Annotated in this window: 19 protein-coding genes; 16 read left to right on the top strand and 3 right to left on the bottom strand. The window is 42.3% G+C overall.

Features of this window, described 5'->3' with window-relative positions; genetic code table 11:
* The first annotated feature begins 111 nt into the window (after nucleotides 1–111).
* From POD11_RS12825 to POD11_RS12815, 3 genes are all read left to right on the top strand, one after another.
* Nucleotides 112–777, top strand: coding sequence for an RluA family pseudouridine synthase (locus POD11_RS12825; protein WP_262457405.1), 666 nt, complete (start codon nucleotides 112–114; stop codon nucleotides 775–777).
* A 127-nt stretch (nucleotides 778–904) separates the two neighbouring features.
* Nucleotides 905–1,285 (top strand): ribonuclease E inhibitor RraB, encoded by a 381-nt coding sequence (locus POD11_RS12820; protein ID WP_004795383.1) that lies wholly within the window; start codon nucleotides 905–907, stop codon nucleotides 1,283–1,285.
* 28 nt (nucleotides 1,286–1,313) lie between these two features.
* Nucleotides 1,314–1,691: a nuclear transport factor 2 family protein gene (locus POD11_RS12815; protein WP_262457403.1), complete on the top strand. Its 378-nt coding sequence runs from the start codon at nucleotides 1,314–1,316 to the stop codon at nucleotides 1,689–1,691.
* A 45-nt stretch (nucleotides 1,692–1,736) separates the two neighbouring features.
* Here the strand turns inward: POD11_RS12815 and POD11_RS12810 are convergent, their stop codons facing one another.
* A complete protein-coding gene (locus POD11_RS12810) occupies nucleotides 1,737–3,827 on the bottom strand; it encodes a TonB-dependent receptor (RefSeq protein ID WP_262457402.1) in 2,091 nt (696 codons plus the stop codon).
* 79 nt (nucleotides 3,828–3,906) lie between these two features.
* On the opposite strand from POD11_RS12810, the gene POD11_RS12805 reads away from it, so the two are divergent.
* Nucleotides 3,907–5,052, top strand: a complete 1,146-nt coding sequence (locus POD11_RS12805) for a DUF1624 domain-containing protein (RefSeq protein WP_262457400.1) — start codon at nucleotides 3,907–3,909, stop codon at nucleotides 5,050–5,052.
* 40 nt (nucleotides 5,053–5,092) lie between these two features.
* On the opposite strand, the gene POD11_RS12800 is transcribed toward POD11_RS12805, so the two are convergent.
* On the bottom strand, nucleotides 5,093–5,560 hold the full coding sequence (locus tag POD11_RS12800; protein ID WP_001247568.1) for an Lrp/AsnC ligand binding domain-containing protein: 468 nt from the start codon (nucleotides 5,558–5,560) through the stop codon (nucleotides 5,093–5,095).
* 136 nt (nucleotides 5,561–5,696) lie between these two features.
* Here POD11_RS12800 and POD11_RS12795 point away from each other — a divergent pair, with 136 nt between their 5' ends.
* The 5 genes from POD11_RS12795 (at nucleotide 5,697) to POD11_RS12775 (ending at nucleotide 11,861) form a co-directional block, all read left to right on the top strand.
* Nucleotides 5,697–6,962 carry a D-amino acid dehydrogenase gene (locus tag POD11_RS12795; protein ID WP_262446307.1) on the top strand — a complete coding sequence of 422 codons (1,266 nt, stop codon included), beginning with the start codon at nucleotides 5,697–5,699 and terminating at the stop codon, nucleotides 6,960–6,962.
* Nucleotides 6,963–6,982: 20 nt separating this feature from the next.
* On the top strand, nucleotides 6,983–8,086 hold the full coding sequence (gene alr, locus POD11_RS12790; protein ID WP_262457398.1) for an alanine racemase: 1,104 nt from the start codon (nucleotides 6,983–6,985) through the stop codon (nucleotides 8,084–8,086).
* Between the two features lie 10 nt (nucleotides 8,087–8,096).
* The gene (locus POD11_RS12785; protein ID WP_000071347.1) at nucleotides 8,097–8,456 is read left to right on the top strand and encodes a RidA family protein; all 360 of its coding nucleotides are present in this window, start codon (nucleotides 8,097–8,099) and stop codon (nucleotides 8,454–8,456) included.
* Nucleotides 8,457–8,617: 161 nt separating this feature from the next.
* On the top strand, nucleotides 8,618–10,057 hold the full coding sequence (locus tag POD11_RS12780; RefSeq protein WP_262457397.1) for an amino acid permease: 1,440 nt from the start codon (nucleotides 8,618–8,620) through the stop codon (nucleotides 10,055–10,057).
* 370 nt (nucleotides 10,058–10,427) lie between these two features.
* Nucleotides 10,428–11,861: an amino acid permease gene (locus POD11_RS12775; protein ID WP_262457395.1), complete on the top strand. Its 1,434-nt coding sequence runs from the start codon at nucleotides 10,428–10,430 to the stop codon at nucleotides 11,859–11,861.
* A gap of 55 nt (nucleotides 11,862–11,916) precedes the next feature.
* Here POD11_RS12775 and POD11_RS12770 read toward each other — a convergent pair whose 3' ends face one another.
* Entirely contained in the window at nucleotides 11,917–12,798 is an 882-nt protein-coding gene (locus POD11_RS12770; RefSeq protein WP_016142532.1) for a LysR family transcriptional regulator, read from the bottom strand.
* A gap of 166 nt (nucleotides 12,799–12,964) precedes the next feature.
* Here POD11_RS12770 and POD11_RS12765 point away from each other — a divergent pair, with 166 nt between their 5' ends.
* From POD11_RS12765 to POD11_RS12735, 7 genes are all read left to right on the top strand, one after another.
* Nucleotides 12,965–14,482, top strand: coding sequence for a CoA-acylating methylmalonate-semialdehyde dehydrogenase (locus POD11_RS12765; protein ID WP_262457394.1), 1,518 nt, complete (start codon nucleotides 12,965–12,967; stop codon nucleotides 14,480–14,482).
* 11 nt (nucleotides 14,483–14,493) lie between these two features.
* Nucleotides 14,494–15,384: a 3-hydroxyisobutyrate dehydrogenase gene (gene mmsB, locus POD11_RS12760; protein ID WP_262457392.1), complete on the top strand. Its 891-nt coding sequence runs from the start codon at nucleotides 14,494–14,496 to the stop codon at nucleotides 15,382–15,384.
* Between the two features lie 77 nt (nucleotides 15,385–15,461).
* The gene (locus tag POD11_RS12755) at nucleotides 15,462–17,111 is read left to right on the top strand and encodes an AMP-binding protein (RefSeq protein ID WP_262457390.1); all 1,650 of its coding nucleotides are present in this window, start codon (nucleotides 15,462–15,464) and stop codon (nucleotides 17,109–17,111) included.
* Between the two features lie 11 nt (nucleotides 17,112–17,122).
* The gene (locus tag POD11_RS12750) at nucleotides 17,123–18,250 is read left to right on the top strand and encodes an acyl-CoA dehydrogenase family protein (protein WP_151964480.1); all 1,128 of its coding nucleotides are present in this window, start codon (nucleotides 17,123–17,125) and stop codon (nucleotides 18,248–18,250) included.
* A 21-nt stretch (nucleotides 18,251–18,271) separates the two neighbouring features.
* On the top strand, nucleotides 18,272–19,045 hold the full coding sequence (locus POD11_RS12745; RefSeq protein WP_262457386.1) for an enoyl-CoA hydratase: 774 nt from the start codon (nucleotides 18,272–18,274) through the stop codon (nucleotides 19,043–19,045).
* A 12-nt stretch (nucleotides 19,046–19,057) separates the two neighbouring features.
* The gene (locus POD11_RS12740) at nucleotides 19,058–20,083 is read left to right on the top strand and encodes an enoyl-CoA hydratase/isomerase family protein (RefSeq protein ID WP_262457384.1); all 1,026 of its coding nucleotides are present in this window, start codon (nucleotides 19,058–19,060) and stop codon (nucleotides 20,081–20,083) included.
* Between the two features lie 121 nt (nucleotides 20,084–20,204).
* On the top strand, nucleotides 20,205–21,566 hold the full coding sequence (locus POD11_RS12735; protein WP_262457383.1) for an MFS transporter: 1,362 nt from the start codon (nucleotides 20,205–20,207) through the stop codon (nucleotides 21,564–21,566).
* Nucleotides 21,567–21,582 lie beyond the last annotated feature (16 nt).

The raw sequence follows: 21,582 nt of genomic DNA, 5'->3' as shown, positions 1-21,582 counted from the left end.
AGATTTTCCGAGTTTCACGTGGAACATGGGTAGAGCGCTATAGATTATTTTGCGATAGATCTGAAATTTCTTTATGATTTGCCGCCATGCTCCATTGCTGCTTCTACGATCATGCCTTTAAACGACAACTTTGTTTACGCTCCACCACAAGATCCGCTTTCAATTTTATTTGAAGATGACGATTTAATTGTGGTTGATAAACCTGCGGGCCTGTTGTCGGTCATGGGTCGTTTACCTGAACATCATGACAGTGCTTATTTACGGGTGCTGGAAAAGTTCCCTTTGGCGAAGGTCACTCATCGTTTAGATATGGCGACATCAGGCTTGCTTATGTTTGCCAAGCATCGTGATGCAGAAGTTGCGGTAAGTAAAATGTTTCAGGCCAGAACAGTCAAAAAACACTATATTGCTTTGGTACAAGGCCAAGTCGCACAAGAGGGTAGTGTTGAAGTTCCGCTCATTACCGACTGGGAAAATCGCCCAAGACAAATTGTACATTTTGAACTAGGAAAACACGCTAAAACCTTGTTTCAGCCTTTGGTTTATGACGTTCAAACAGATCAAAGTCGAGTATTGCTTGAACCGGTAACAGGGCGTTCGCATCAGCTACGCGTGCACATGATGCATATTGGCCATCCGATTATGGGTGACAAGCTTTATCACCCTGAACCTAAACGTTTTCACTTAAACCGCATGGCATTACATGCTGCATATTTGGCTTTCCAACATCCTTTGAAAGGAACAGATGTGGTGATTGAGTCGCAAGTACCTTTTTAAAATTTATATAATTAAAAAAATTAATTTGATGCAATTGGGAACGGAATATATACCCAAATTGCAATAAAAGTCGGGTATTCTTGATGTCGAATAATATTAATACTGCGACAACAACAAGGATCACTTTATGACTCGTGACTACGAACAATTTCCAGATGACGATAACGGCAACGTACTTTGGCAAATGGCTGAAGATGGGGATGATTTAACCGAGCTGCATGAAATTGAATTTTCTATTGCTTTTCAAGATCAGAAAAATGCAGAGCAATGCGCGCTCTATCTGCTTTATCAAGAACAAAAAGTTTCACTTTTCCAAGATGATTCTGTTGAGCCAAATGAATGGGTGATTACCATCTTTGTCAACATGGAACCTGAGTACTCAGATATTGTTGATTTAGAGCAATGGTTTGCCAGTATCGCTGAGAAATTTCAAGGCGAATATGATGGATGGGGCTGTATGGCTTATGTCTTCGAGGAAGGCGATGACGAAGATGACCTGTTGCAGTAAGGTCTAAAATAAAGAGTAGGAGATAAATATGAACTTATCTCAAAAACAAATTGCAGTACGGTTTTTAGAGCTTGCCGCAGCTGGTGAAGTTGATGAAGCCTATAGCAATTACACTGCGCCGAACTTCATGCATCACAACCCTTATTTTGCAGGTGATGCGACTTCTTTGAAGGAAGGTATGCGTGAAAGTGCAATTGAAACTCCTAACAAAGTCTTTGATGTTCAACATGTCATTGAAGAGGGTGATTTGGTTGCTGTGCATTCAAAACTTGAAATGCAAATGAATGGCTTAACCACCTTGGCCGTGGTTCATATTTGTCGTTTTGAAAAGGGTAAAATTGCTGAGTTTTGGGATATCGGTCAAGTACAGCCCGACCCTCTCATCAATGAAAATGGTATGTTTTAATGAGAAGCCCGAAAAATAATTCGGGCTTTTTTATTTATGTGTGAATTAAAACTTCCACTGTGCCGAAATTGAGGCGTTTAGTGGTTCACCTGGTTGAACCCACAAATCGCTATAGCTTGAAACATAGTAAGTTTTATCAAACAGGTTGTTCACATTGAGCTGATAGCGTAAACGGTCAGATGGGGCATAGTAGCCATTTAAATTGACCAATGTATAACTCGGTAAATTAAAGCCATTATCAAGGTTATGTCCGCTGCGCTCGCCAACATAGGTGAGGTTAGCTCCTACACCTGCTTTTCTCGGACCTTCTTGTAGAAATTCATAATTAGTACTTACGGAGCCTTGGTGTTTTGGAACATTGCTTAGACGTGCACCTTTTGCCAAGTCTTGGTCTTTTTCAATTTGGGCATCGGTATAACTATAGTTAGCATTGACGAACCAGCGGTCATTGATCTGACTATTTAAGTCAAACTCAAGCCCTTTACTACTGACTTCACCTGCTGCGGTTTGAAAGTTACTATCGATTGGGTCTGTCGTTAGCACGTTTTGTTTTTTCATTTTAAACAAAGCGAGACTCAGCACACTTTGGTCATTCACTTTATATTTGGTGCCGACTTCATAGCTTTCGCCTTTTTCAGGGGCAAAAGTCTGACCATTTCGGTTCATACCACTATTCATGGCAAATGAGCGGCCATAGTTTGTATAAAAAGCCCATTGCTCAGAAGCTTTAAAATTTACTCCGAAACGCGGACTATTTTGATGAAGGGTCTGGTTTCTTTCAGTCTGGGTCAGGTGATTCTTAAAATCTTGTTCGACCTGATCAAAACGGTTGCCGAAAAGCACACTCCACTGATCATTGAAAAAGATCTGATCTTGTAGATTAAGTGCAAAGTAACGCTGCTGTTCTTTGGTGTTGGTAAACGGTGCTAAGTTTGGTAAATATTTGCCATATTCAGGTTGGTAAATATCAATTGTGTTTGGTGAGCCTGTGCTGTGGTTGCGACGAAGCTGGTTTTGTTTGTAGTCGAGTTGACCAAGTTCAGTTGAAAGTAAAATTTCATGGCGAGCCCAAGACGTATCAAGCTTGCCAAGTAACTCTGTCTGAGCCAGAACATCTTCACTCGTATAATCACGATAGCGGCGTTGGCGCTCTAAAGTATGACCATCGGCCTGCATACGTCGTGGTTCGGTTGAAAAGCCGATCATTTGAGCGTCTTTATAACTGACCGCACTATTAAGTTTCCAGTCAGGGTTGAATTCATGATTAAGGCGTAACTGGTAAAAGTAGTCTTTTACTTTCATATCGCCGTCATCAGGCTCGCCTGTAAAGGTTTCTGGGTCCATCACAAACTGGTGATTGACTGTGCTGATGCCACGGTCAAAGGTCCCTTTATGCTCTGTAAATTCGCTATCAAAGTCGAGTTGTGTCTGGTCTGAAATTTTCCATGTGAGCTGTGGCGAAAAGAACCAGCGTTCACTGCTGACATGGTCGCGGAAGCTTTGATTATCTTCGTGAGCCACTGCTAAACGATAGGCCAGTTCATCGTTTATAGGCGCGGTGTGTTCCAGACTAATCCGATATTGTTCTTGGGTATTGGCGCGTAAGTTAACTTCACTTTTGCTTTCCCACTGTGGTTTTTTACTATTGAGATTGAGCAAACCCCCTGTTTCGCCGCGGCCATATAAAGCTGCCATTGGTCCTTTTAAAAACTCTAAAGATTCAATGTTCACTACATCTTTTGGCGCACTAATCCCTCGGTTGACACTCAAACCGTTTCGAATCATGGCTGCACCTAAATTTGGGTCACCACTAAAGCCTCGGAAAGAGTAGTTATCCCAAAAGCCGCCGCCATAATTATTTTGATGAAAAACTCCACTCACTAAAGTTAACGCGTCATCAATCCGTTGAACGTCTTGTTGTTCCATTATTTGTTTAGAAAGATAAGCACGGTTAAAAGGGACATCTAAAACATCGTGAGTAAATTTAGTCGCCGAGCTATTTTGGCTCACATCTTCTCGGGTGCTTTCAGCCTGAACACGTATGGTCTCAAGTACCGCTGACGTTTCTTCTCCCCAAGTGAGTGTTGATATAAAAGAAAGACCCAACGAAGACAACAATCCTAATTTGTGTCGCATAAATCATCAGCCATAAAAGACAAAAGGAAATAAATGTAATAGTATAACATTACATTACATTATTTTATTGATTACCGCTATGTCTTTAGAAAAAAATATTGAGCGTTTACAGTCGATTGATGCCTTACGTGGTTTGGTTATCATCATTATGTTACTCGACCATGTAAGGGAAACTTTCTATTTACATAAACAAGTTATCGATCCAATGGACGTAACAGTAACGGAGCCGGCTTTATTTGGCAGTCGATTATTGGCCCATATTTGTGCTCCGGTTTTTGTACTTTTAACCGGAATTTCCGCTTTTTTATTTCAATCAAAAAAACAAGATTTACAGCAAACGCGTGCTTTTCTATTAAAACGTGGCTTATTTTTGATTGTGCTAGAACTTACGCTTGTAAATTTTGCGTGGACAGCGACTTTTCCACCTGAAGTCATTTATTTACAGGTGATTTGGGCGATAGGTATTAGCATGGTGGTGTTGGCTTGCTGTGTGAGTCTACCGTTGCCTGTTCTTGCAGGAGCAGCGTTGGTCATTATTTTTGGGCATAACTTATTAGATTCTGTGCACTTCTCACAAGGCATACTACAGAATATATGGTTCGTTTTACATGATCGGGGTTGGATCGAGTTCGCGGGCATTAAGCTTCGCACAAGCTATCCTGTTTTGCCTTGGATTGGTGTGATTTTATTAGGCTACGCTTTAGGTCAGTTCTTTAGTTCAAAATATATTGCAAAGCAAAGAACCCGCGCTTTACTCAGTATCGGTTTGGCAAGTATTGGGTCGTTTGTTTTATTGCGTTTTATCAATATCTATGGCGACCAGCCTTGGCAACATTTTGAGTCATTACAACTAACATTAATGAGCTTTTTTAACCTCACTAAGTATCCACCGTCTTTATTATTTATTTTGCTGAATGTGGGAATTGGCTTGCTTGTGCTCGTTGCTTTTGATCGTATGCAGCAATACTCATTTTTAAAACCATTGGTGGTATTTGGCTCGGTGCCGATGTTCTTCTATTTATTGCATTTATATGTGCTGAAACTGATGTATGTGTTTGCACTCAGTGTGTGGGGAGCTAACTATGGTGGTTATTTGTCGGTCAACCATGTGTGGATGTTGTGGCTAATTACGATTGCGCTGTCTTTTGCACTCTATCCAGCGGTTAAATGGTTCTCGAAATTTAAACATCAGAACAAACATATTTCGATTTTAAAATATTTCTAATTTCCAAAACGTGGGTAAAGCGAGGTTAATAATGCTCGCTTTACTTGCTTACATCTAAATACAGAGTTTCTTTCACTTCTTCCATGACGACATAACTGTGTGAAGATGCCGAAGCGGGAAGTTTTTTTAATAGATCTCCTAATAAACGGCGGTATGCACTCATTTCTTTTAAGCGAGCTTTTACAAGGTAGTCAAATTCGCCTGAAATAAGGTGACATTCGAGAACTTCAGGAATTTCAACTAAGTCTCTGGCCACTTGATCAAATACATCGCCAGATTTGGCAGATAACTTAATTTCTAAAAAGACGAGAAGGTTACGGTCCACGTAAGCTGGGTTTAGACGGGCGTAATAACCCATGATAATACCATCGCGCTCAAGGCGTTTTACACGCTCTGAACAAGGGGTGGTAGACAGGTTAACTCTCGATGCCAATTCACTAATCGCAATTCGTCCTTCGCGCTGCAAAATGTCCAGAATCATGCGATCTATACGATCTAAGGGGCGCATAGATATTTCCTCTTTTTTTAAAATTCTCGCGAGAAAAACATAAATTTACCTAGATTATACCCTGAAAAACAGTGAAATAAACTATTGAAGCAGAAATATACTAGTGAAATAAACTGGTGTGCGTGAGGGAATGGAAATGCGCGTAATTGTTTTAGGTAGCGGCGTTATTGGAGTGGCAAGTGCCTATTATCTAGCTCAACAAGGAGCTGAGGTTACTGTTCTCGATCGCCAGTCAGGTCCTGCTGAAGAGACAAGTTTTGGTAACGCAGGGCAAATTTCGCCTGGGTATTCGACCCCTTGGGCAGCACCAGGAATTCCTTTTAAAGCTGTGAAGTGGATGTTCCAACACCATGCACCGCTTGCCATTAATTTAGATGGCAGCATGTGGCAGTTACAGTGGATGGCGCAAATGCTGAAAAACTGTAATCCACAAAGCTATGCTGTGAACAAAGAACGTATGATGCGCGTGGCTGAATATAGCCGTGATTGTTTACGTGAACTCAGAAAAGATACAGGTATTAACTACGAAAACCGTGCTAAAGGCACGTTACAGTTATTCCGCAAAGAAGCACAAATGGAAGCGGTTCAACGCGACATTAGCGTGCTTGAAGAGTGCGGCGTAAGCTACGAATTATTAAATGGCAACGAACTTGGTCGTGTAGAACCAGCGTTAGCAAATGCGCAAGATAAACTCGTTGGTGGTTTGCATTTACCAAATGACGAGACAGGTGACTGTTATTTATTTACCAATGCTTTAGCTCAAATTGCTAAAGAGTTGGGTGTTAACTTCCAGTTCAACCAAAACGTAGAAAAATTGATTGTTGAAGGCGATCAAATTAAAGGCGTTCAGGTCAATGGTAAGGTCTTAACCGCAGATCGTTATGTTTTAGCGTTTGGTAGCTATTCACGTGATTTCTTGAAACCACTTGATCTACAGTTGCCTGTATATCCTGTGAAAGGTTATTCGTTGACGATTCCAATTGTTGACCCTGCTTTTGCTCCGCAATCTACAGTGCTTGATGAAACCTACAAAATTGCGATTACTCGTTTCGACCAACGTATCCGCGTAGGCGGTATGGCAGAGTTAAGCGGTTTCAATTTAGGTTTAAATGAAGACCGCCGTGCAACCTTGCAAATGGTCACTCAGGACTTGTTCCCGGGCGGCGATATGGCACAGGCATCTTTCTGGACTGGCCTACGTCCAATGACTCCAGACAGTACCCCAATTATTGGTGCGACTCGCTTTAAAAATCTGTTCTTGAATACAGGCCACGGTACTTTAGGTTGGACCATGGCATGTGGTTCAGGAAAATTAATCAGTGACATCGTGTTGAATCATAAGACTGAAATCAGTACCGATGGCCTTTCAATTCAGCGTTATTCACAAGCGCATGCTGCATAACGGACGTTAGGAAAGTAATCATGCCTCGTCCTATTACTGCAGTGATCCACCGTCAGGCCTTACAAAATAACTTGGCGGTGGTACGCAAGGCTATGCCAGACAGTAAGGTCTTTGCCGTTGTAAAAGCCAATGCTTACGGACACGGAATTGAACGTGTTTATGAGGCATTTAAAGCAGCAGATGGCTTTGCCTTACTTGATCTTGATGAAGCAAAACGAATTCGCGCTCTAGGTTGGACAGGTCCGATCTTATTGCTCGAAGGGATTTTCTCTCCTCAAGATTTATTTGATTGTGTGCAATATCAACTCAGTTTCACCATTCATAGTGAAGCGCAAATTGAGTGGGTTGAAAAGCATCCTTATCCTGCTCAATTTGATGTTTGCCTAAAAATGAACAGTGGTATGAACCGTCTCGGTTTTAAACCACAGCACTATGTTCAGGCTTGGGACCGTTTAAATAACTTGGCGAACGTGTCCAAGATTACCCACATGATGCATTTTTCAGATGCAGATGGCGATCGTTTTGGCCAGAAGGGCATCGATTATCAAATCACTGCATTTGAAGAAATTATTAAAGATTTACCGGGTGAAAGGTCGGTAAGTAATAGTGCGGCAATTCTGCGTTATCAAGATCAGCTCAAATCAGACTATGCACGTAGCGGCATCATGCTCTATGGCAGCTCGCCAGACTACCCGACGCATAGTATTGCGGATTGGGGCTTACAACCGACCATGAGCTTACGCAGTGAAATTATTTCTGTTCAACATTTAGAACCGAATGAAAGCGTAGGTTATGGCTCAAACTTTGTCGCAGAGCAGCCCATGACGATTGGCATTGTGGCTTGTGGTTATGCCGATGGTTATCAGCGTATTTCTCCAACAGGAACACCTGTTTTAGTGGACTCTGTTCGCACTCGCACAATTGGCCGTGTCAGCATGGATATGTTGGCAGTCGATTTAACGGGTATTGAGAGTGCCAAAGTTGGCAGTGAAGTCGTGCTTTGGGGCCAATCAAGTACAGGCGTCGTGTTACCTATTGATGATGTCGCAGTTTCTTCCGGTACGGTGGGCTATGAACTGATGTGTGCCGTCACCGCCCGTGTTCAATTTATTAATCAGGTATAAGGAAATCCGAATGTCGAATTCAGATATACAAAAGATCAATACTAACGAAGTCATGAGTGCCGTGACTGTTTTTAACAAAGTGGTTTATCTGTCAGGTCAGGTCCCTAAAAATACCGAGCAAGATGTGGCAGGCCAAACTCGTGAAATTCTTGCAACGATTGATGAACTGTTGGCATTAGCCAATACAGATAAGTCTCGCTTGCTCTCTGCGCAGCTCTATTTAAAAAATCTTTCTGACTTTTCAACTGTAAATGCAATTTGGGTTGACTGGTTAAAAGGGTGTGTTGCTCCATCTCGTGCCACAATTCAGGCCGATCTGGTCAATCCGGACTGGCTCATTGAAATTGCCGTGACGGCAGCACAAAAGTAATTCGTTTTTACTCCAAAAATGATGATGTATCTAACAGAAGGAAGATAGATACGGTTTAACCAGTCATTTTTGGTGAACAGATTCAGTGACCTATGGCATACGGTTCAATTTTCGCCATAGGTTGCTGATCTTAACAAAGGAATTCAAAAAGGAATTTTAATATGACAACGGCTCGTCATTCAGATACAGAAAATTCTCCTGATCATCTGCAACGAAAACTGTCTAACCGTCATTTACAACTGATTGCTATTGGCGGTGCAATTGGAACCGGCCTATTTATGGGTTCGGGCAAAACTATCTCCCTCGCAGGTCCTTCAATTCTTTTAATCTATATGATTATTGGAGGAATGTTCTTTTTCTTAATGCGTGCAATGGGCGAGTTGCTCCTTGCAAATCTGCATTACAAATCTTTTGTTGATATGGCTCATGACCTGATTGGTCCTTGGGCTGGTTATTATTTGGGCTGGACCTATTGGTTAGGCTGGGTGCTGGTCGGTATTGCGGACCTTTCAGCAGTCATTAACTATTTGTCCTTCTGGTTGCCAGATGGGACAAGCTTCTCTCCAATACAGCAGGCCATGATTAGTGCAGGCTGTGTATTGTTTGTGATGGGTCTTAACCTACTGACAGTACGCCTATTTGGTGAAATCGAATTCTGGTTTGCACTCATTAAGATTTTGGCCATTATTGGCCTAATTGGTGTGGGTGGCTATATGATTTTCAGCCATTTTCAAGCTCCACAAGGTGCTGTAGCAAGTTTTAGTAACGTTTGGTCGCATGGCGGTTTATTCCCGAAAGGTACGGAAGGTTTCTTGGCCGGATTCCAGATTGCCGTGTTTGCCTTTGTCGGGGTTGAACTGGTGGGTACTACTGCTGCTGAAACCAAAGATCCCCAAAAGAATCTACCGAAAGCAATTAACGCGATTCCGGTACGTATTATTTTGTTCTATGTGCTAGCACTTTTTATTGTGATGTCAGTAACGCCTTGGGACCATATTCGTGCAGACAAAAGTCCGTTTGTTGAGTTGTTCTTAAATGCGGGTATTCCTGTTTCTGCCATCATCATGAACTTGGTGGTGCTATCTTCAGTCATGTCTTCAATGAACAGTGGCGTGTTTTCAACCAGTCGTATGCTGTTCGGTTTATCAAAAGATGGTCAGGCACCGGGAGCATTTGGACGCTTATCAAAACGTGCAGTACCTTCAAATGGTTTAATCTTCTCATGTATTTTTATTATGGGTGGAGCAGTGCTTCAGTACTTTGTTCCCAACACCATGGAAGCATTTACCTTGGCAAGTTCACTTTGTGTGATTCTATTCATTAGTGTCTGGAGTCTCATCATGGTGTGCTATTTACGCTATCGTAAATTACGTCCTGAATTACATAAAAAGTCTACTTTTAAAATGCCGGGCGGCGTTTGGATGAGTTATGTTGTTTTAGCATTTATGCTTTTCACTTTAGTCATCTTGGCGCTAGAACCCGATACTTTAAAGGCGTTATATGTCAGTCCAGTATGGTTAGTCATTTTAGGTGTTACCTATCATGTGTTGTATAAACCACGGATGAAAAAACTGGGACGTGAACTCGTCAACGATCATTAAGTTTTATTAAAAAGCCAATCAATTATGATTGGCTTTTTTTGTTTTTATTATATTTTTTATCGGAATAATATTGTTTATTTTTGGATCAATAGAGCAATTTGGAGGGTGTTGGAAAAGTACATCTAGCATAATCGCATGCTACACTTCGGCTAATCTGGAAACCCAGATTGGTTAATTAAAATTGCCGTGAAGGCAGTACATAAATAATGTGACTTAAAAAAATCAGGGCAAACGATTTATCAATTAAGGGAAAAATATACTTGAACATCTTGTCCTGAGGTATAGACTCAGCAACCCACGATATATGGTTCGTTTTTCTCCCTATAGGTTGCTGATTTAAATTAAGCAAAATATAAAAAGGACTTCTAATATGACAATGGTTCATCATTCTGATGAGGCAAGCTCCCCTGATCATTTACAACGGAAATTAAGTAATCGCCACTTACAATTGATTGCAATTGGCGGTGCAATTGGAACGGGCCTATTTATGGGCTCGGGCAAAACCATCTCCCTCGCAGGTCCTTCAATTCTCGTTATTTACATGTTAATTGGCGGGATGTTCTTTTTTCTAATGCGTGCATTAGGTGAATTATTACTTGCTAACTTACATTACAAGTCATTTGTTGATATGGCGTATGACTTGATTGGCCCATGGGCTGGTTATTATATCGGCTGGACCTATTGGTTAGGCTGGGTGCTAGTCGGTATTGCGGACCTTTCAGCGGTTATTAACTATTTAAGTTTCTGGCTGCCCGAAGGTGCCAGTTTCTCACCCGTGCAACAGGCCATGATTAGTGCAGGCTGTGTACTATTCGTTTTAGGGCTGAACCTGCTTACAGTAAAGCTATTTGGTGAAGTTGAATTCTGGTTTGCACTGATTAAGATTTTGGCGATTATTGGCTTAATTGGCGTGGGTGGCTACATGATTCTCACTCATTTCCAAGCCCCTCATGGTGACGTTGTGAGTATCAGTAATGTATGGTCACATGGCGGCATATTTCCAAAAGGTGTAAGCGGATTTTTGGCTGGTTTTCAGATCGCCGTGTTTGCCTTTATTGGCGTTGAACTGATTGGTACAACAGCGGCTGAAACGAAAGATCCACAAACCAACTTACCGAAAGCAATTAACGCGATTCCACTACGTATTATCCTGTTCTATGTGTTGGCACTTTTTGTCGTAATGTCAGTAACACCTTGGAATCACATCCGTGCAGATAAAAGTCCGTTTGTTGAATTGTTCTTAAATGCAGGTATTCCGATTTCAGCCATCATCATGAACTTGGTGGTGCTATCTTCAGTTATGTCTTCAATGAATAGCGGTGTGTTTTCAACCAGTCGTATGCTATTTGGTTTGTCAAAAGATGGTCAAGCGCCGAGCGCATTGGGACGTTTATCAAAGCGTGCAGTGCCATCGAACGGTTTAATCTTCTCATGTATTTTCATTATGGGTGGGGCAGTGCTTCAGTATTTTGTTCCAAATACGATGGAAGCATTTACTCTGGCAAGTTCACTTTGTGTGATTCTATTCATTAGTGTGTGGATTTTAATCATGGCGTGTTATTTACGTTATCGTAAAACTCGTCCTGAACTTCATGCCGCATCCACCTTTAAAATGCCGGGTGGTGTGCTGATGGCTTATGTCGTTATTGCATTCTTCTTGTTTACTTTGGTGATTTTGGCACTCGAGCCAGATACATTAAAAGCAGTATATGTGAGTCCACTATGGTTAGTAGTTTTAAGTGTAACTTATTTTGTGTTCTATAAGCCACGTATAAGAAAATTAGGTCAAGAAACTTTTGATTAATGTTTCATAGTTTCAAAAAAGCCAATCATCAGTGATTGGCTTTTTTATTTGATATTTAATCAACTAACAAATGTTGATATTTATCGGCTTGTTTGCGTAAATAATCCCAAACTAACTTAATGCGCGGTTCATGTTGTAAATCAACAAAGGTCAGCATCCAGAAAGTATGGGTAAAGCGAACTTGCTGTTCTAATACTTCTTCGAGTTCAGGCTTATCATCTGCTAGAAACTTGGGCAAAATCGCAAGCCCCGCACCAGCGCTCACGGCAATTTGTTGAGCCAAAATACTGCTGCTACGGAAGTTGGCATTCAGTTTTAAAGGTAGCCGTTCTAGACAGTACAGTTCAGGGCTATATACCAGATCATCAATATAATTCACAAAACGGTGTTGGGTTAAATCTTCTAAACCACGAATGGGTGGGTTTTGCGCCAGATAGTTTTGGCTGCCATAAATTTTTAAGCAGTAGTCTGATAACCGTGTAATGATGTAAGGGCCAGACGTAGGACGATCAATCGACACCACAATGTCTGCTTCACGGTGTGAGAGCTTAATCATTTTCGGCACAGGAATCAGGTCGATGGTGAGCAGTGGATATTGAATAGAGAACTCAGCCAGTAAGCGGGCCAAAAACGCAGTACCAAAACCTTCAGGTGTGCCAATTCGCACACGGCCTTGCAAAGGTTGATGTGGTTTTTCAATTTGTAAGAAAGCTTGTTCCATTTGCTCAACTCGAGGAACAAGTGCCATCCCTTCGAGTGTCAACTCATAACCCGTCGCTTCACGTTTAAACAATGTTGTACCCAAAGCAAGTTCTAGTGCCTGAATCCGTCTAGCCACTGTACTGTGCTCGACACCAATAATCCGCGCAGCATTGGTTAGGGTTTTAGTCCGCGCTAAAACCAGAAAAAAATGTAGATGATCCCAATCCACTTTCATTTTTGTTGTCATCCTTGTGCATATTTGCACAACAATCGTGCATGAATTTCCGTTGGTGGTCAAAGTTTTCTTTGCTAGTCTCAATTGAAACTGGAATAAAGAAAATACGATCAAAAAGTATTTTCTAATAATTGAACACAATAAAAATATGGCCTACGGAGAGGTTATGAACACAATCCAAAAAATCGAATTGGAAACCGCTAAATTACTCATTAACGGAAATTTTATCGAGTCTGAAACACAGGAATGGCAAGACATTATTAACCCTGCAACTCAGGAAGTGATTGGTCGTGTACCATTTGCAACGGTTAAAGAAGTTGATGCTGCTATTCAATCTGCACAAGATGCTTTTGCTTCTTGGCGTCAGACCCCAATTCAGGCACGCATGCGCATCATGCTCAAGCTACAAGACTTGATTCGTGCCAACATGAAAGAAATTGCGCAAGTACTGACTGCTGAACAGGGCAAAACCTTGGCAGATGCTGAGGGTGATATTCAACGTGGTTTAGAAGTCGTTGAACATGCTTGTTCGATCGGCACCTTACAAATGGGAGAATATGTTGAGGGTGTCGCGCGTGGTGTAGACACGTATACCTTGCAACAACCTTTGGGTGTATGTGCGGGTATTACTCCGTTTAATTTCCCGGCCATGATTCCGCTTTGGATGTTCCCAATGGCAATCGTATGCGGCAATACCTTCGTTTTAAAACCATCAGAACAAGATCCGTTATCAACCATGATGCTGGTTGAACTTGCGATTCAAGCAGGTATTCCAGCAGGTGTGCTCAACGTTGTGCACGGCGGTAAAGAAGTGGTTGATCGCTTGTGTACTCATAAAGATATTAAAGCAATTTCATTTGTAGGTTCAACTGCGGTTGGCACACATGTTTATAACCTTGCAGGACAACATGGTAAACGCGTGCAGTCGATGATGGGTGCAAAAAACCATGTTGTGGTCATGCCTGATGCCAATAAAGAACAAACCTTAAATGCTTTGGTGGGTGCAGCGTTTGGTGCGGCTGGGCAACGTTGTATGGCGTTGTCTGTTGCAGTTATGGTTGGCGACAGCAAACAGTGGATTCAAGAGTTAGTTGAAAAAGCGAAAACTTTAAAAGTAAACGCAGGCCATGAGCCAAATACTGACATTGGGCCAGTGATTTCAAAACGTGCTAAAGCGCGTGTGCTTGACTTGATTAATAGTGGTGTAGAGCAAGGTGCAGAACTGCTGCTCGATGGTCGTGATGTTCAAGTACAAGGCTATGAGTCTGGTAACTTTATCGGCGCGACGATTTTTAGTGGTGTAAATACCGACATGCGTATTTATAAAGAAGAAATCTTCGGTCCTGTTCTTTCTATTATTTGTGTAGACACACTCGATGAAGCTATCGCTCTTATCAATGCCAACCCATTTGGTAACGGTGTAGGTCTATTTACCCAAAGCGGTGCCATTGCGCGTACTTTCCAAAACCTGATTGATATTGGTCAAGTCGGTATCAACATTCCAATTCCTGTGCCAGTACCTTTCTTTAGTTTTACCGGTTCAAGAGGCTCTAAACTGGGTGATTTGGGACCATACGGCAAACAAGCTGTGCAGTTCTATACTCAGACCAAAACGATTACCAGTCGCTGGTTTGAAGATAGCAATGAAGTTGGCAGTGTAAACACAACTATTAGTTTACGTTAAGGGGATCACGGATGAATATCGCCTTTATCGGTCTAGGAAATATGGGCGGCAGAATGGCCCAAAACCTACTCAAAGCCGGAATCAAAGTTTATGGTTATGACCTCAGTGAAGTCGCGATTCAGCACTTTGCCGAGGCAGGTGGTGTAGTATGTGACAGCCCGCAGGCAGCAGCAAAACAAGCTGATGTGGTCATTACTATGTTGCCTGCAGCCAAGCATGTTAAAGAAGTTTACTTGGGTGAAAATGGTGTATTGGAAGTGCTAAAAGCAGGTAGCTTATGCATTGATAGCAGTACCATTGACCCGCAGACTATTAAAGACATTGCTGCTGTTGCGCAAAGCAAAAATATTAAAATCTGTGATGCACCAGTTTCAGGTGGAACCATTGGTGCCCAAGCAGGAACTCTAACCTTCATGGTAGGTGCCGATGATCAAACCTTTAACGAAGTAAAACCTGTGCTTAGCCACATGGGCAAAAATATTGTTCATTGTGGTGATGTCGGTGCAGGTCAAATTGCCAAAATCTGCAATAACCTGATTTTAGGTATTTCAATGGCTGCTGTTGCCGAAGGTATGGCGCTGGGCGTGAAGTTAGGTATCGACCCACAAGCATTAGCAGGCGTCATTAACACCTCAAGCGGTCGTTGCTGGAGCTCTGATGTGTGTAACCCATGGCCGCATATTAATGAAAATGCGCCAGCATCTCGAGGTTATCAAGATGGCTTTGCCACTCAGCTGATGCTGAAAGATTTGGGTCTTGCGGTAGAAGCGGCAGGGCAAGTGAAACAACCTGTGGTGTTGGGCGGTATGGTACAACAGCTGTATCAGCAAATGTGCATGCGCGGTAATGCCAATCTTGATTTTTCGAGCATTATTCAGCAATACCTGCCACAAGAGGCATAACGACAAAGCCAAAGGATGGCTTTAAACACATTAAACTCTGTCGTGAATAACAACAAATCCGGACTGAGGGAAAAGATATGATGGATTATCAAAATGCTGCACAGGCTTTCGATTTGGAAAGTACTGCAAAACAGATGTTATCAGGTTCACTTAATGCCTTAAATGCTTGCTATGAATGCTGTGATCGACACGCAGATAGCGACAAAATTGCGCTGTATTGGCAAGGAAAAGACGGCCGAAAAGAGCAATATACCTTCCGTGAACTAAAAGAGTGGTCGAGTCAGTTTGCAAACTTCTTAAAATCACAAGGTGTGAAAGCAGGCGACCGTATTTCAGGGCTATTACCAAGAACACCTGAACTGATCGTGACTATTTTTGCGGCTTGGCGAATTGGTGCAGTTTATCAACCACTCTTTACTGCGTTTGGTCCAAAGGCGATTGAGCACCGGATTCAGCTTGCACAAAGTAAGCTGGTGGTGACCGACATGGGCAACCGTAGCAAGCTTGATGAAATTGAAAATTGCCCTGCAATTGTGACAGTTGCCGATGTACAAGGTACTCCGCTCAAAGCAGGTGATTTTAATTTCTGGAATGAAGTGAAGCAGCAGTCCGATCAATGTGATCTGGTCATGCGTAGCATCCAAGATCCATTTTTACTCATGTTTACGTCTGGTACTACAGGTCCTGCTAAACCATTGGAAGTGCCTTTAAAAGCACTGATTGCCTTTGGGCGATATATGCAAGATGCCATTGGGTTAACCGAAGATGACTCTTTCTGGAATATTGCCGATCCGGGTTGGGCATATGGTCTGTACTATGCGATTACTGGACCGTTATTCTTGGGTCACGCTACCTTGTTCTATGAAGGTGGTTTCAGCACAGATAGTTTATGCCAAATTGTGAAAGATTATAAAATTAACAACTTGGCAGGTGCGCCTACGGCTTATCGCATGATGATGGCAGCTGACCCAGCACAAATGGCGCCGTTAAAAGGTCAGTTCCGTGTGGTGAGTAGTGCAGGCGAACCACTCAACCCAGAAGTAATTCGCTGGTTTAAACAAGTGCTTGATGCTCCGATTTATGACCACTATGGGCAAACTGAAGTGGGCATGGTGGTGTGTAATCATCATGGTTTAAAACATGAAATTCATGCCGGTTCAGCAGGTTTCCCAAGCCCGGGCTACCGTGTTGCGATTGTCAATGAACAAGGTGAAGAGCTTCCAGCCGACACACCAGGAATTTTAGCAGTCGATATTAGCCAGTCTCCAATGATGTGGTTTGGCGGCTATAAAGAAAGCCGTAAATCACCTTTTGTTGGTCATTACTATTTAACTGGTGACACTGCCGAGCTTCATGCTGATGGCAGCATGAGCTTTGTAGGGCGCAGTGATGATGTAATCACCACATCGGGTTACCGCATTGGTCCGTTCGATGTAGAGAGTGCTTTACTCGAACATGAAGCGGTGGTTGAAGCAGCAGTGATTGGTGTACCTGACCCAGACCGTACCGAAATCGTTAAGGCATTCGTGATTTTAGCCGCAGATGCGCAACCTTCAGAGGCACTTGCTGAACAACTTAGCCAATTTGTAAAAAAACGACTTTCTGCACATGCTTACCCACGTTTAGTTGAATTTGTGAGTGAATTACCTAAAACTCCAAGTGGCAAAATTCAGCGCTTTTTACTGCGCAATCAAGAAATTGCTAAACAACAAGCTAAAGCAGGGTAAAGGAAATAACAATGCAATTTACCGAAGAACAATTACTCATTCGTGATATGGCGAAAAGTTTCGCTCAAGAACAAATCAAACCCAATGCCAGTGATTGGGACCGAGACGGAACATTCCCGAAAGACACATTGGCTCAAATGGGTCAACTCGGTTTTATGGGAATGCTTGTTTCAGAGCAATGGGGTGGTTCAGATACAGGTAACTTGGCGTATGTACTGGCGCTTGAAGAAGTTGCCGCAGCCGATGGCGCAACCTCGACCATCATGAGTGTACATAACTCGGTTGGTTGTGTGCCTATTTTGAAGTTTGGTACCGATGAGCAAAAAGAGCGTTTTTTAAAACCTTTAGCACAAGGTGAAATGATCGGCGCTTTTGCTTTAACCGAACCGCATACGGGTTCAGATGCGGCAGCACTTAAAACTCGCGCGGTGAAAGATGGTGACGATTACATTTTAAATGGTGCCAAGCAATTTATTACCTCAGGTAATAATGCAGGTGTCATTATTGTATTTGCGGTAACCGACCCAAGTGCAGGCAAAAAGGGCATTAGCGCATTTTTAGTCCCACGTGAAACGCCGGGTTATGAAGTAATTCGTGTTGAAGAAAAACTCGGTCTGCATGCTTCAGATACGTGTCAGATTGCTCTGACCGATGTGCGCATTCATAAAAGCCTCATGCTTGGCAAAGAAGGTGAGGGCTTGAAAATTGCTCTTGCCAATTTAGAAGGTGGACGTATTGGTATTGCTGCACAAGCAGTCGGTTTAGCACGTGCGGCGCTCGAAGAAGCAACCCGTTATGCCAAAGAGCGTATTACTTTTGGAAAGCCAATTTTTGAGCATCAAACCATCGCATTTCGCCTTGCCAGTATGGCAACTGAAATTGAAGCAGCAAGACAACTGGTTCACTACGCTGCGCGTTTAAAAGAAGCAGGACAACCGTGTTTGAATGAAGCTTCAATGGCCAAGCTATTTGCTTCAGAAATGACTGAGCGGGTGTGCTCGAGCGCGCTACAAGTGTTTGGTGGCTATGGCTACCTGAGAGACTTCCCAATTGAGCGTATCTATCGTGATGCACGTATTTGTCAAATTTACGAAGGCACCAGTGATATTCAACGTTTAGTGATTGCACGTAGTCTATAAAACTAGAACAAGGAATAAATAATGCAGTGGCAAAGTATTTTATTAGAAAAGCGTAATGGGGTTGGACTGATTACACTAAATCGCCCTCAAGCGCTTAATGCTTTAAATAGTGAATTAATTAGTGAAATTAATCAGGCATTAGATCAGCTCGAAAAAGACCGCGAAATTGGTTGTATGGTATTGGCAGGTTCTGAAAAGGCCTTTGCCGCAGGGGCCGACATTAAAGAAATGGCTGATTTGGTATTCCCTGATATTTATTTTGATGACTTTTTCCATCTTGCAGACCGTATTGCACAGCGCCGTAAACCTTTAATTGCAGCTGTCAGTGGCTATGCGTTAGGTGGCGGCTGTGAATTGGCACTCATGTGTGACTTTATCTATTGTGCTGACAACGCCAAGTTTGGTTTGCCTGAAGTGACTTTAGGCGTAATTCCAGGTATTGGTGGCACACAGCGCTTAACCCATGCGATTGGTAAAGCTAAAGCAATGGAAATGTGTTTTACCGCTCGTCAAATGGGCGCTGTAGAAGCAGAGCAAAGTGGTTTGGTTGCACATGTGTTTAGCAAAGAAGAATTACTTGAACAAACCTTGCAAGCTGCAGAGAAAATTGCAGCACGATCTTTAACTGCAAACATGATGCTCAAAGAAACGATTAACCGAGCTTTTGAGGTGAATCTCACTGAAGGCCTACGTTTTGAAAGACGTATGTTCCATTCAATTTTTGCAACATCTGACCAAAAAGAAGGAATGCAGGCTTTCGTTGAAAAACGAAAGGCGAATTTTAAAAATCAATAAGAGATCAATAAAATGAATACAGAAAATCACTTAATGATTGAGCAACGAGGTAAGCTCGGCGTAATTACCTTAGACCGTGTGACTCATCTCAATGCATTGTCGCTAGATATGATTGAAGGCATTGGTGCCCAATTGGAACTTTGGCGAAATGATGCTGCTGTTCAGGCTATCTTAATCAAATCGAATAGCCCGAAAGCCTTTTGTGCAGGTGGAGATATTCGCTATCTCTATGACAGTTATAAAAATGGCACGGCCGATTACAAAGGTTACTTTAGTGCTGAATATAAAATGCTCAATACAATGCGTGAATATACAAAACCGATCATCGTTGTACTTGATGGCTATGTATTAGGTGGTGGTTTTGGCTTGGCTCAGGCTTGTCACATTGTGGTGAGCAGCGAAAAGTCCAGATTTGCCATGCCTGAAACAGCGATTGGTTTTTTTCCAGACGTGGGCGCAACGCATTTCCTGTCTCGCCTTGATGATATTGGCGTTTATATGGCAATTACGGGAGAGCAGATCAGCAGTAGTGATGCACTCTACCTCGACCTAATTGACTACCATGTACCAAGCGAGCAGTTACAAGCTTTGCAAAATGCTCTCGTTGAAGCGCCAAGTTTAAGCAAAGAGGGAATTGAACACATCATTACCCGATTTATTACTCGCCCAGCTGAAAGTGAGCTCAAACAGTTGGCAGAAGGCATTCGTAAACATTTCGGATATCATCATTTAGATGAAATCGAGCAAAGTCTTGAAAATGAACAAGATGAAAGCTTAAAAACTTGGGCAAACAAGATGCTCAGTATTTTGCAGCAACGCTCATTTATTGCCAGACAAACCAGTTTAAAACTACAACATTTAGGCCGTGGACTCTCTTTACCACAATGTATGCAGCTTGAACGTGATTTACAAGACATCTGGTTTGAGCATGGAGACTTTATTGAAGGTGTTCGTGCACTCATTGTCGATAAAGATAAACAACCACAGTGGCAAGAACGTAATCCGGAGCTAGAGCAAATTTTAGAAAAATTGAGCTAAACCGTATTACAAAAACATAAAAAGCTTAAGGAGATAAAGCGTGACCTGAAAATGCTTATGGTCAGGACTGGTCATAAGCATAAAAAAGACAAAACAAGAAAATCTAAAAAAGGAAATTACGATGCAAACAGTACATGGAAACGGTTCACTTACTAAAAAGTCATCACATCGATTAGCAGGCATCTCTAGCATGGTCGGCACAACCATTGAGTGGTATGACTTTTTTATTTACGGTGCGGCAGCGGCACTGATTTTTAACAAATTATTTTTCCCAAATCTGGATGCCCTTACGGGTGTGCTTGCTGCATTTGCAACCTATGCAGTGGGGTTTATTGGGCGACCTTTAGGAGGGCTAGTCTTTGGTCATTTTGGTGACAAGATTGGCCGTAAATCGATGTTGCTGCTGACCCTAATGCTCATGGGGATCCCAACGGTACTGATTGGCTTATTACCAACTTACGAGTCAATTGGTTACTGGGCTGCAATTTGTTTAGTTGTCTTGCGATTTATTCAAGGGATGGCAATGGGCGGTGAATGGGGCGGTGCTGTGCTTATGGCTGTTGAACATGCACCCGAAGGTGGTAAAGGATTCTGGGGTAGTTTGCCTCAAGCCAGTACCGGCGGCGGTTTAATGCTGGCCTCAATCGCATTAGGACTGGTATCGTTATTACCTGAACAAGCTTTATTTAGTTGGGGTTGGCGTCTACCATTTCTTGCCAGCATTATTTTACTAGCAGTAGGTTGGTACATTCGAGTGAAAGTGCCTGAGTCACCAGATTTTGAAAAAGTAAAACAGCAGTCCGAAGAAGTCAAAGTTCCTGCCTTACAAGTTTTTAAAAACCATCCAAAGCAACTCATCACCATTATTTTGGCTCGCGCTGCCGAGAATGCATGGTTCTATATTGCCTCAACATTTACCTTGGCTTATACCACTGCACAGCTTGGAATCCCACGCCAAGATATTTTGTTTGCTACCATTTGCGGTGCAGTAGTCATTCTATTTATGACACCGTTATGTGGACATTTGTCAGATAAAGTTGGCCAACGCAATATGTTTATGTTTGGGCTGTGCATATTGGCACTTTACTGCTATCCATTTTTCACCATGCTCAACACAAAAGACCCTGTGTTAGTCTGGACAGCAATTGTTTTAGCAATTGGCGTGGTCTTTCCCATTATGTACGCACCACAAGCTCAGCTTTTTGCCCGTCAATTTCCTGCGGAAATTCGTTATAGTGGAATTTCAATTTCGGTACAGTTGGCTGGCGTATTAGGTGGCGGTTTAGCACCAATGATTGCGACTAAATTATTGAGTGTTGGGCAAGGCAATCCATATTTAATTATGCTTTATATTGGAAGTATGGCTATCGTTGCAATTATATCGACTTCATTTATGCCACGTGATTGGCAGACTAAAACTGATGAGGCTTACCATAAGAAATCAGAATTAAATTTGAAAACCAAAATTACTGAGCAGTCTTAATATTCAGTTTGAATCT

This window comes from Acinetobacter sp. P1(2023) (assembly GCF_028367635.1).
GTDB lineage: Bacteria > Pseudomonadota > Gammaproteobacteria > Pseudomonadales > Moraxellaceae > Acinetobacter > Acinetobacter pittii_E.
This window is presented reverse-complemented; position numbering and strand designations above follow the sequence as displayed.

What these genes read in the sequence shown, in the direction of transcription:
- POD11_RS12825 (WP_262457405.1), top strand. Translation starts at nt 112, where the DNA reads ATGCCTTTAAACGACAACTTTGTTTACGCTCCACCACAAGATCCGCTT.
- POD11_RS12820 (WP_004795383.1), top strand. Translation starts at nt 905, where the DNA reads ATGACTCGTGACTACGAACAATTTCCAGATGACGATAACGGCAACGTA.
- POD11_RS12815 (WP_262457403.1), top strand. Translation starts at nt 1,314, where the DNA reads ATGAACTTATCTCAAAAACAAATTGCAGTACGGTTTTTAGAGCTTGCC.
- POD11_RS12810 (WP_262457402.1), bottom strand. Translation starts at nt 3,827, where the DNA reads ATGCGACACAAATTAGGATTGTTGTCTTCGTTGGGTCTTTCTTTTATA.
- POD11_RS12805 (WP_262457400.1), top strand. Translation starts at nt 3,907, where the DNA reads ATGTCTTTAGAAAAAAATATTGAGCGTTTACAGTCGATTGATGCCTTA.
- POD11_RS12800 (WP_001247568.1), bottom strand. Translation starts at nt 5,560, where the DNA reads ATGCGCCCCTTAGATCGTATAGATCGCATGATTCTGGACATTTTGCAG.
- POD11_RS12795 (WP_262446307.1), top strand. Translation starts at nt 5,697, where the DNA reads ATGCGCGTAATTGTTTTAGGTAGCGGCGTTATTGGAGTGGCAAGTGCC.
- alr (WP_262457398.1), top strand. Translation starts at nt 6,983, where the DNA reads ATGCCTCGTCCTATTACTGCAGTGATCCACCGTCAGGCCTTACAAAAT.
- POD11_RS12785 (WP_000071347.1), top strand. Translation starts at nt 8,097, where the DNA reads ATGTCGAATTCAGATATACAAAAGATCAATACTAACGAAGTCATGAGT.
- POD11_RS12780 (WP_262457397.1), top strand. Translation starts at nt 8,618, where the DNA reads ATGACAACGGCTCGTCATTCAGATACAGAAAATTCTCCTGATCATCTG.
- POD11_RS12775 (WP_262457395.1), top strand. Translation starts at nt 10,428, where the DNA reads ATGACAATGGTTCATCATTCTGATGAGGCAAGCTCCCCTGATCATTTA.
- POD11_RS12770 (WP_016142532.1), bottom strand. Translation starts at nt 12,798, where the DNA reads ATGAAAGTGGATTGGGATCATCTACATTTTTTTCTGGTTTTAGCGCGG.
- POD11_RS12765 (WP_262457394.1), top strand. Translation starts at nt 12,965, where the DNA reads ATGAACACAATCCAAAAAATCGAATTGGAAACCGCTAAATTACTCATT.
- mmsB (WP_262457392.1), top strand. Translation starts at nt 14,494, where the DNA reads ATGAATATCGCCTTTATCGGTCTAGGAAATATGGGCGGCAGAATGGCC.
- POD11_RS12755 (WP_262457390.1), top strand. Translation starts at nt 15,462, where the DNA reads ATGATGGATTATCAAAATGCTGCACAGGCTTTCGATTTGGAAAGTACT.
- POD11_RS12750 (WP_151964480.1), top strand. Translation starts at nt 17,123, where the DNA reads ATGCAATTTACCGAAGAACAATTACTCATTCGTGATATGGCGAAAAGT.
- POD11_RS12745 (WP_262457386.1), top strand. Translation starts at nt 18,272, where the DNA reads ATGCAGTGGCAAAGTATTTTATTAGAAAAGCGTAATGGGGTTGGACTG.
- POD11_RS12740 (WP_262457384.1), top strand. Translation starts at nt 19,058, where the DNA reads ATGAATACAGAAAATCACTTAATGATTGAGCAACGAGGTAAGCTCGGC.
- POD11_RS12735 (WP_262457383.1), top strand. Translation starts at nt 20,205, where the DNA reads ATGCAAACAGTACATGGAAACGGTTCACTTACTAAAAAGTCATCACAT.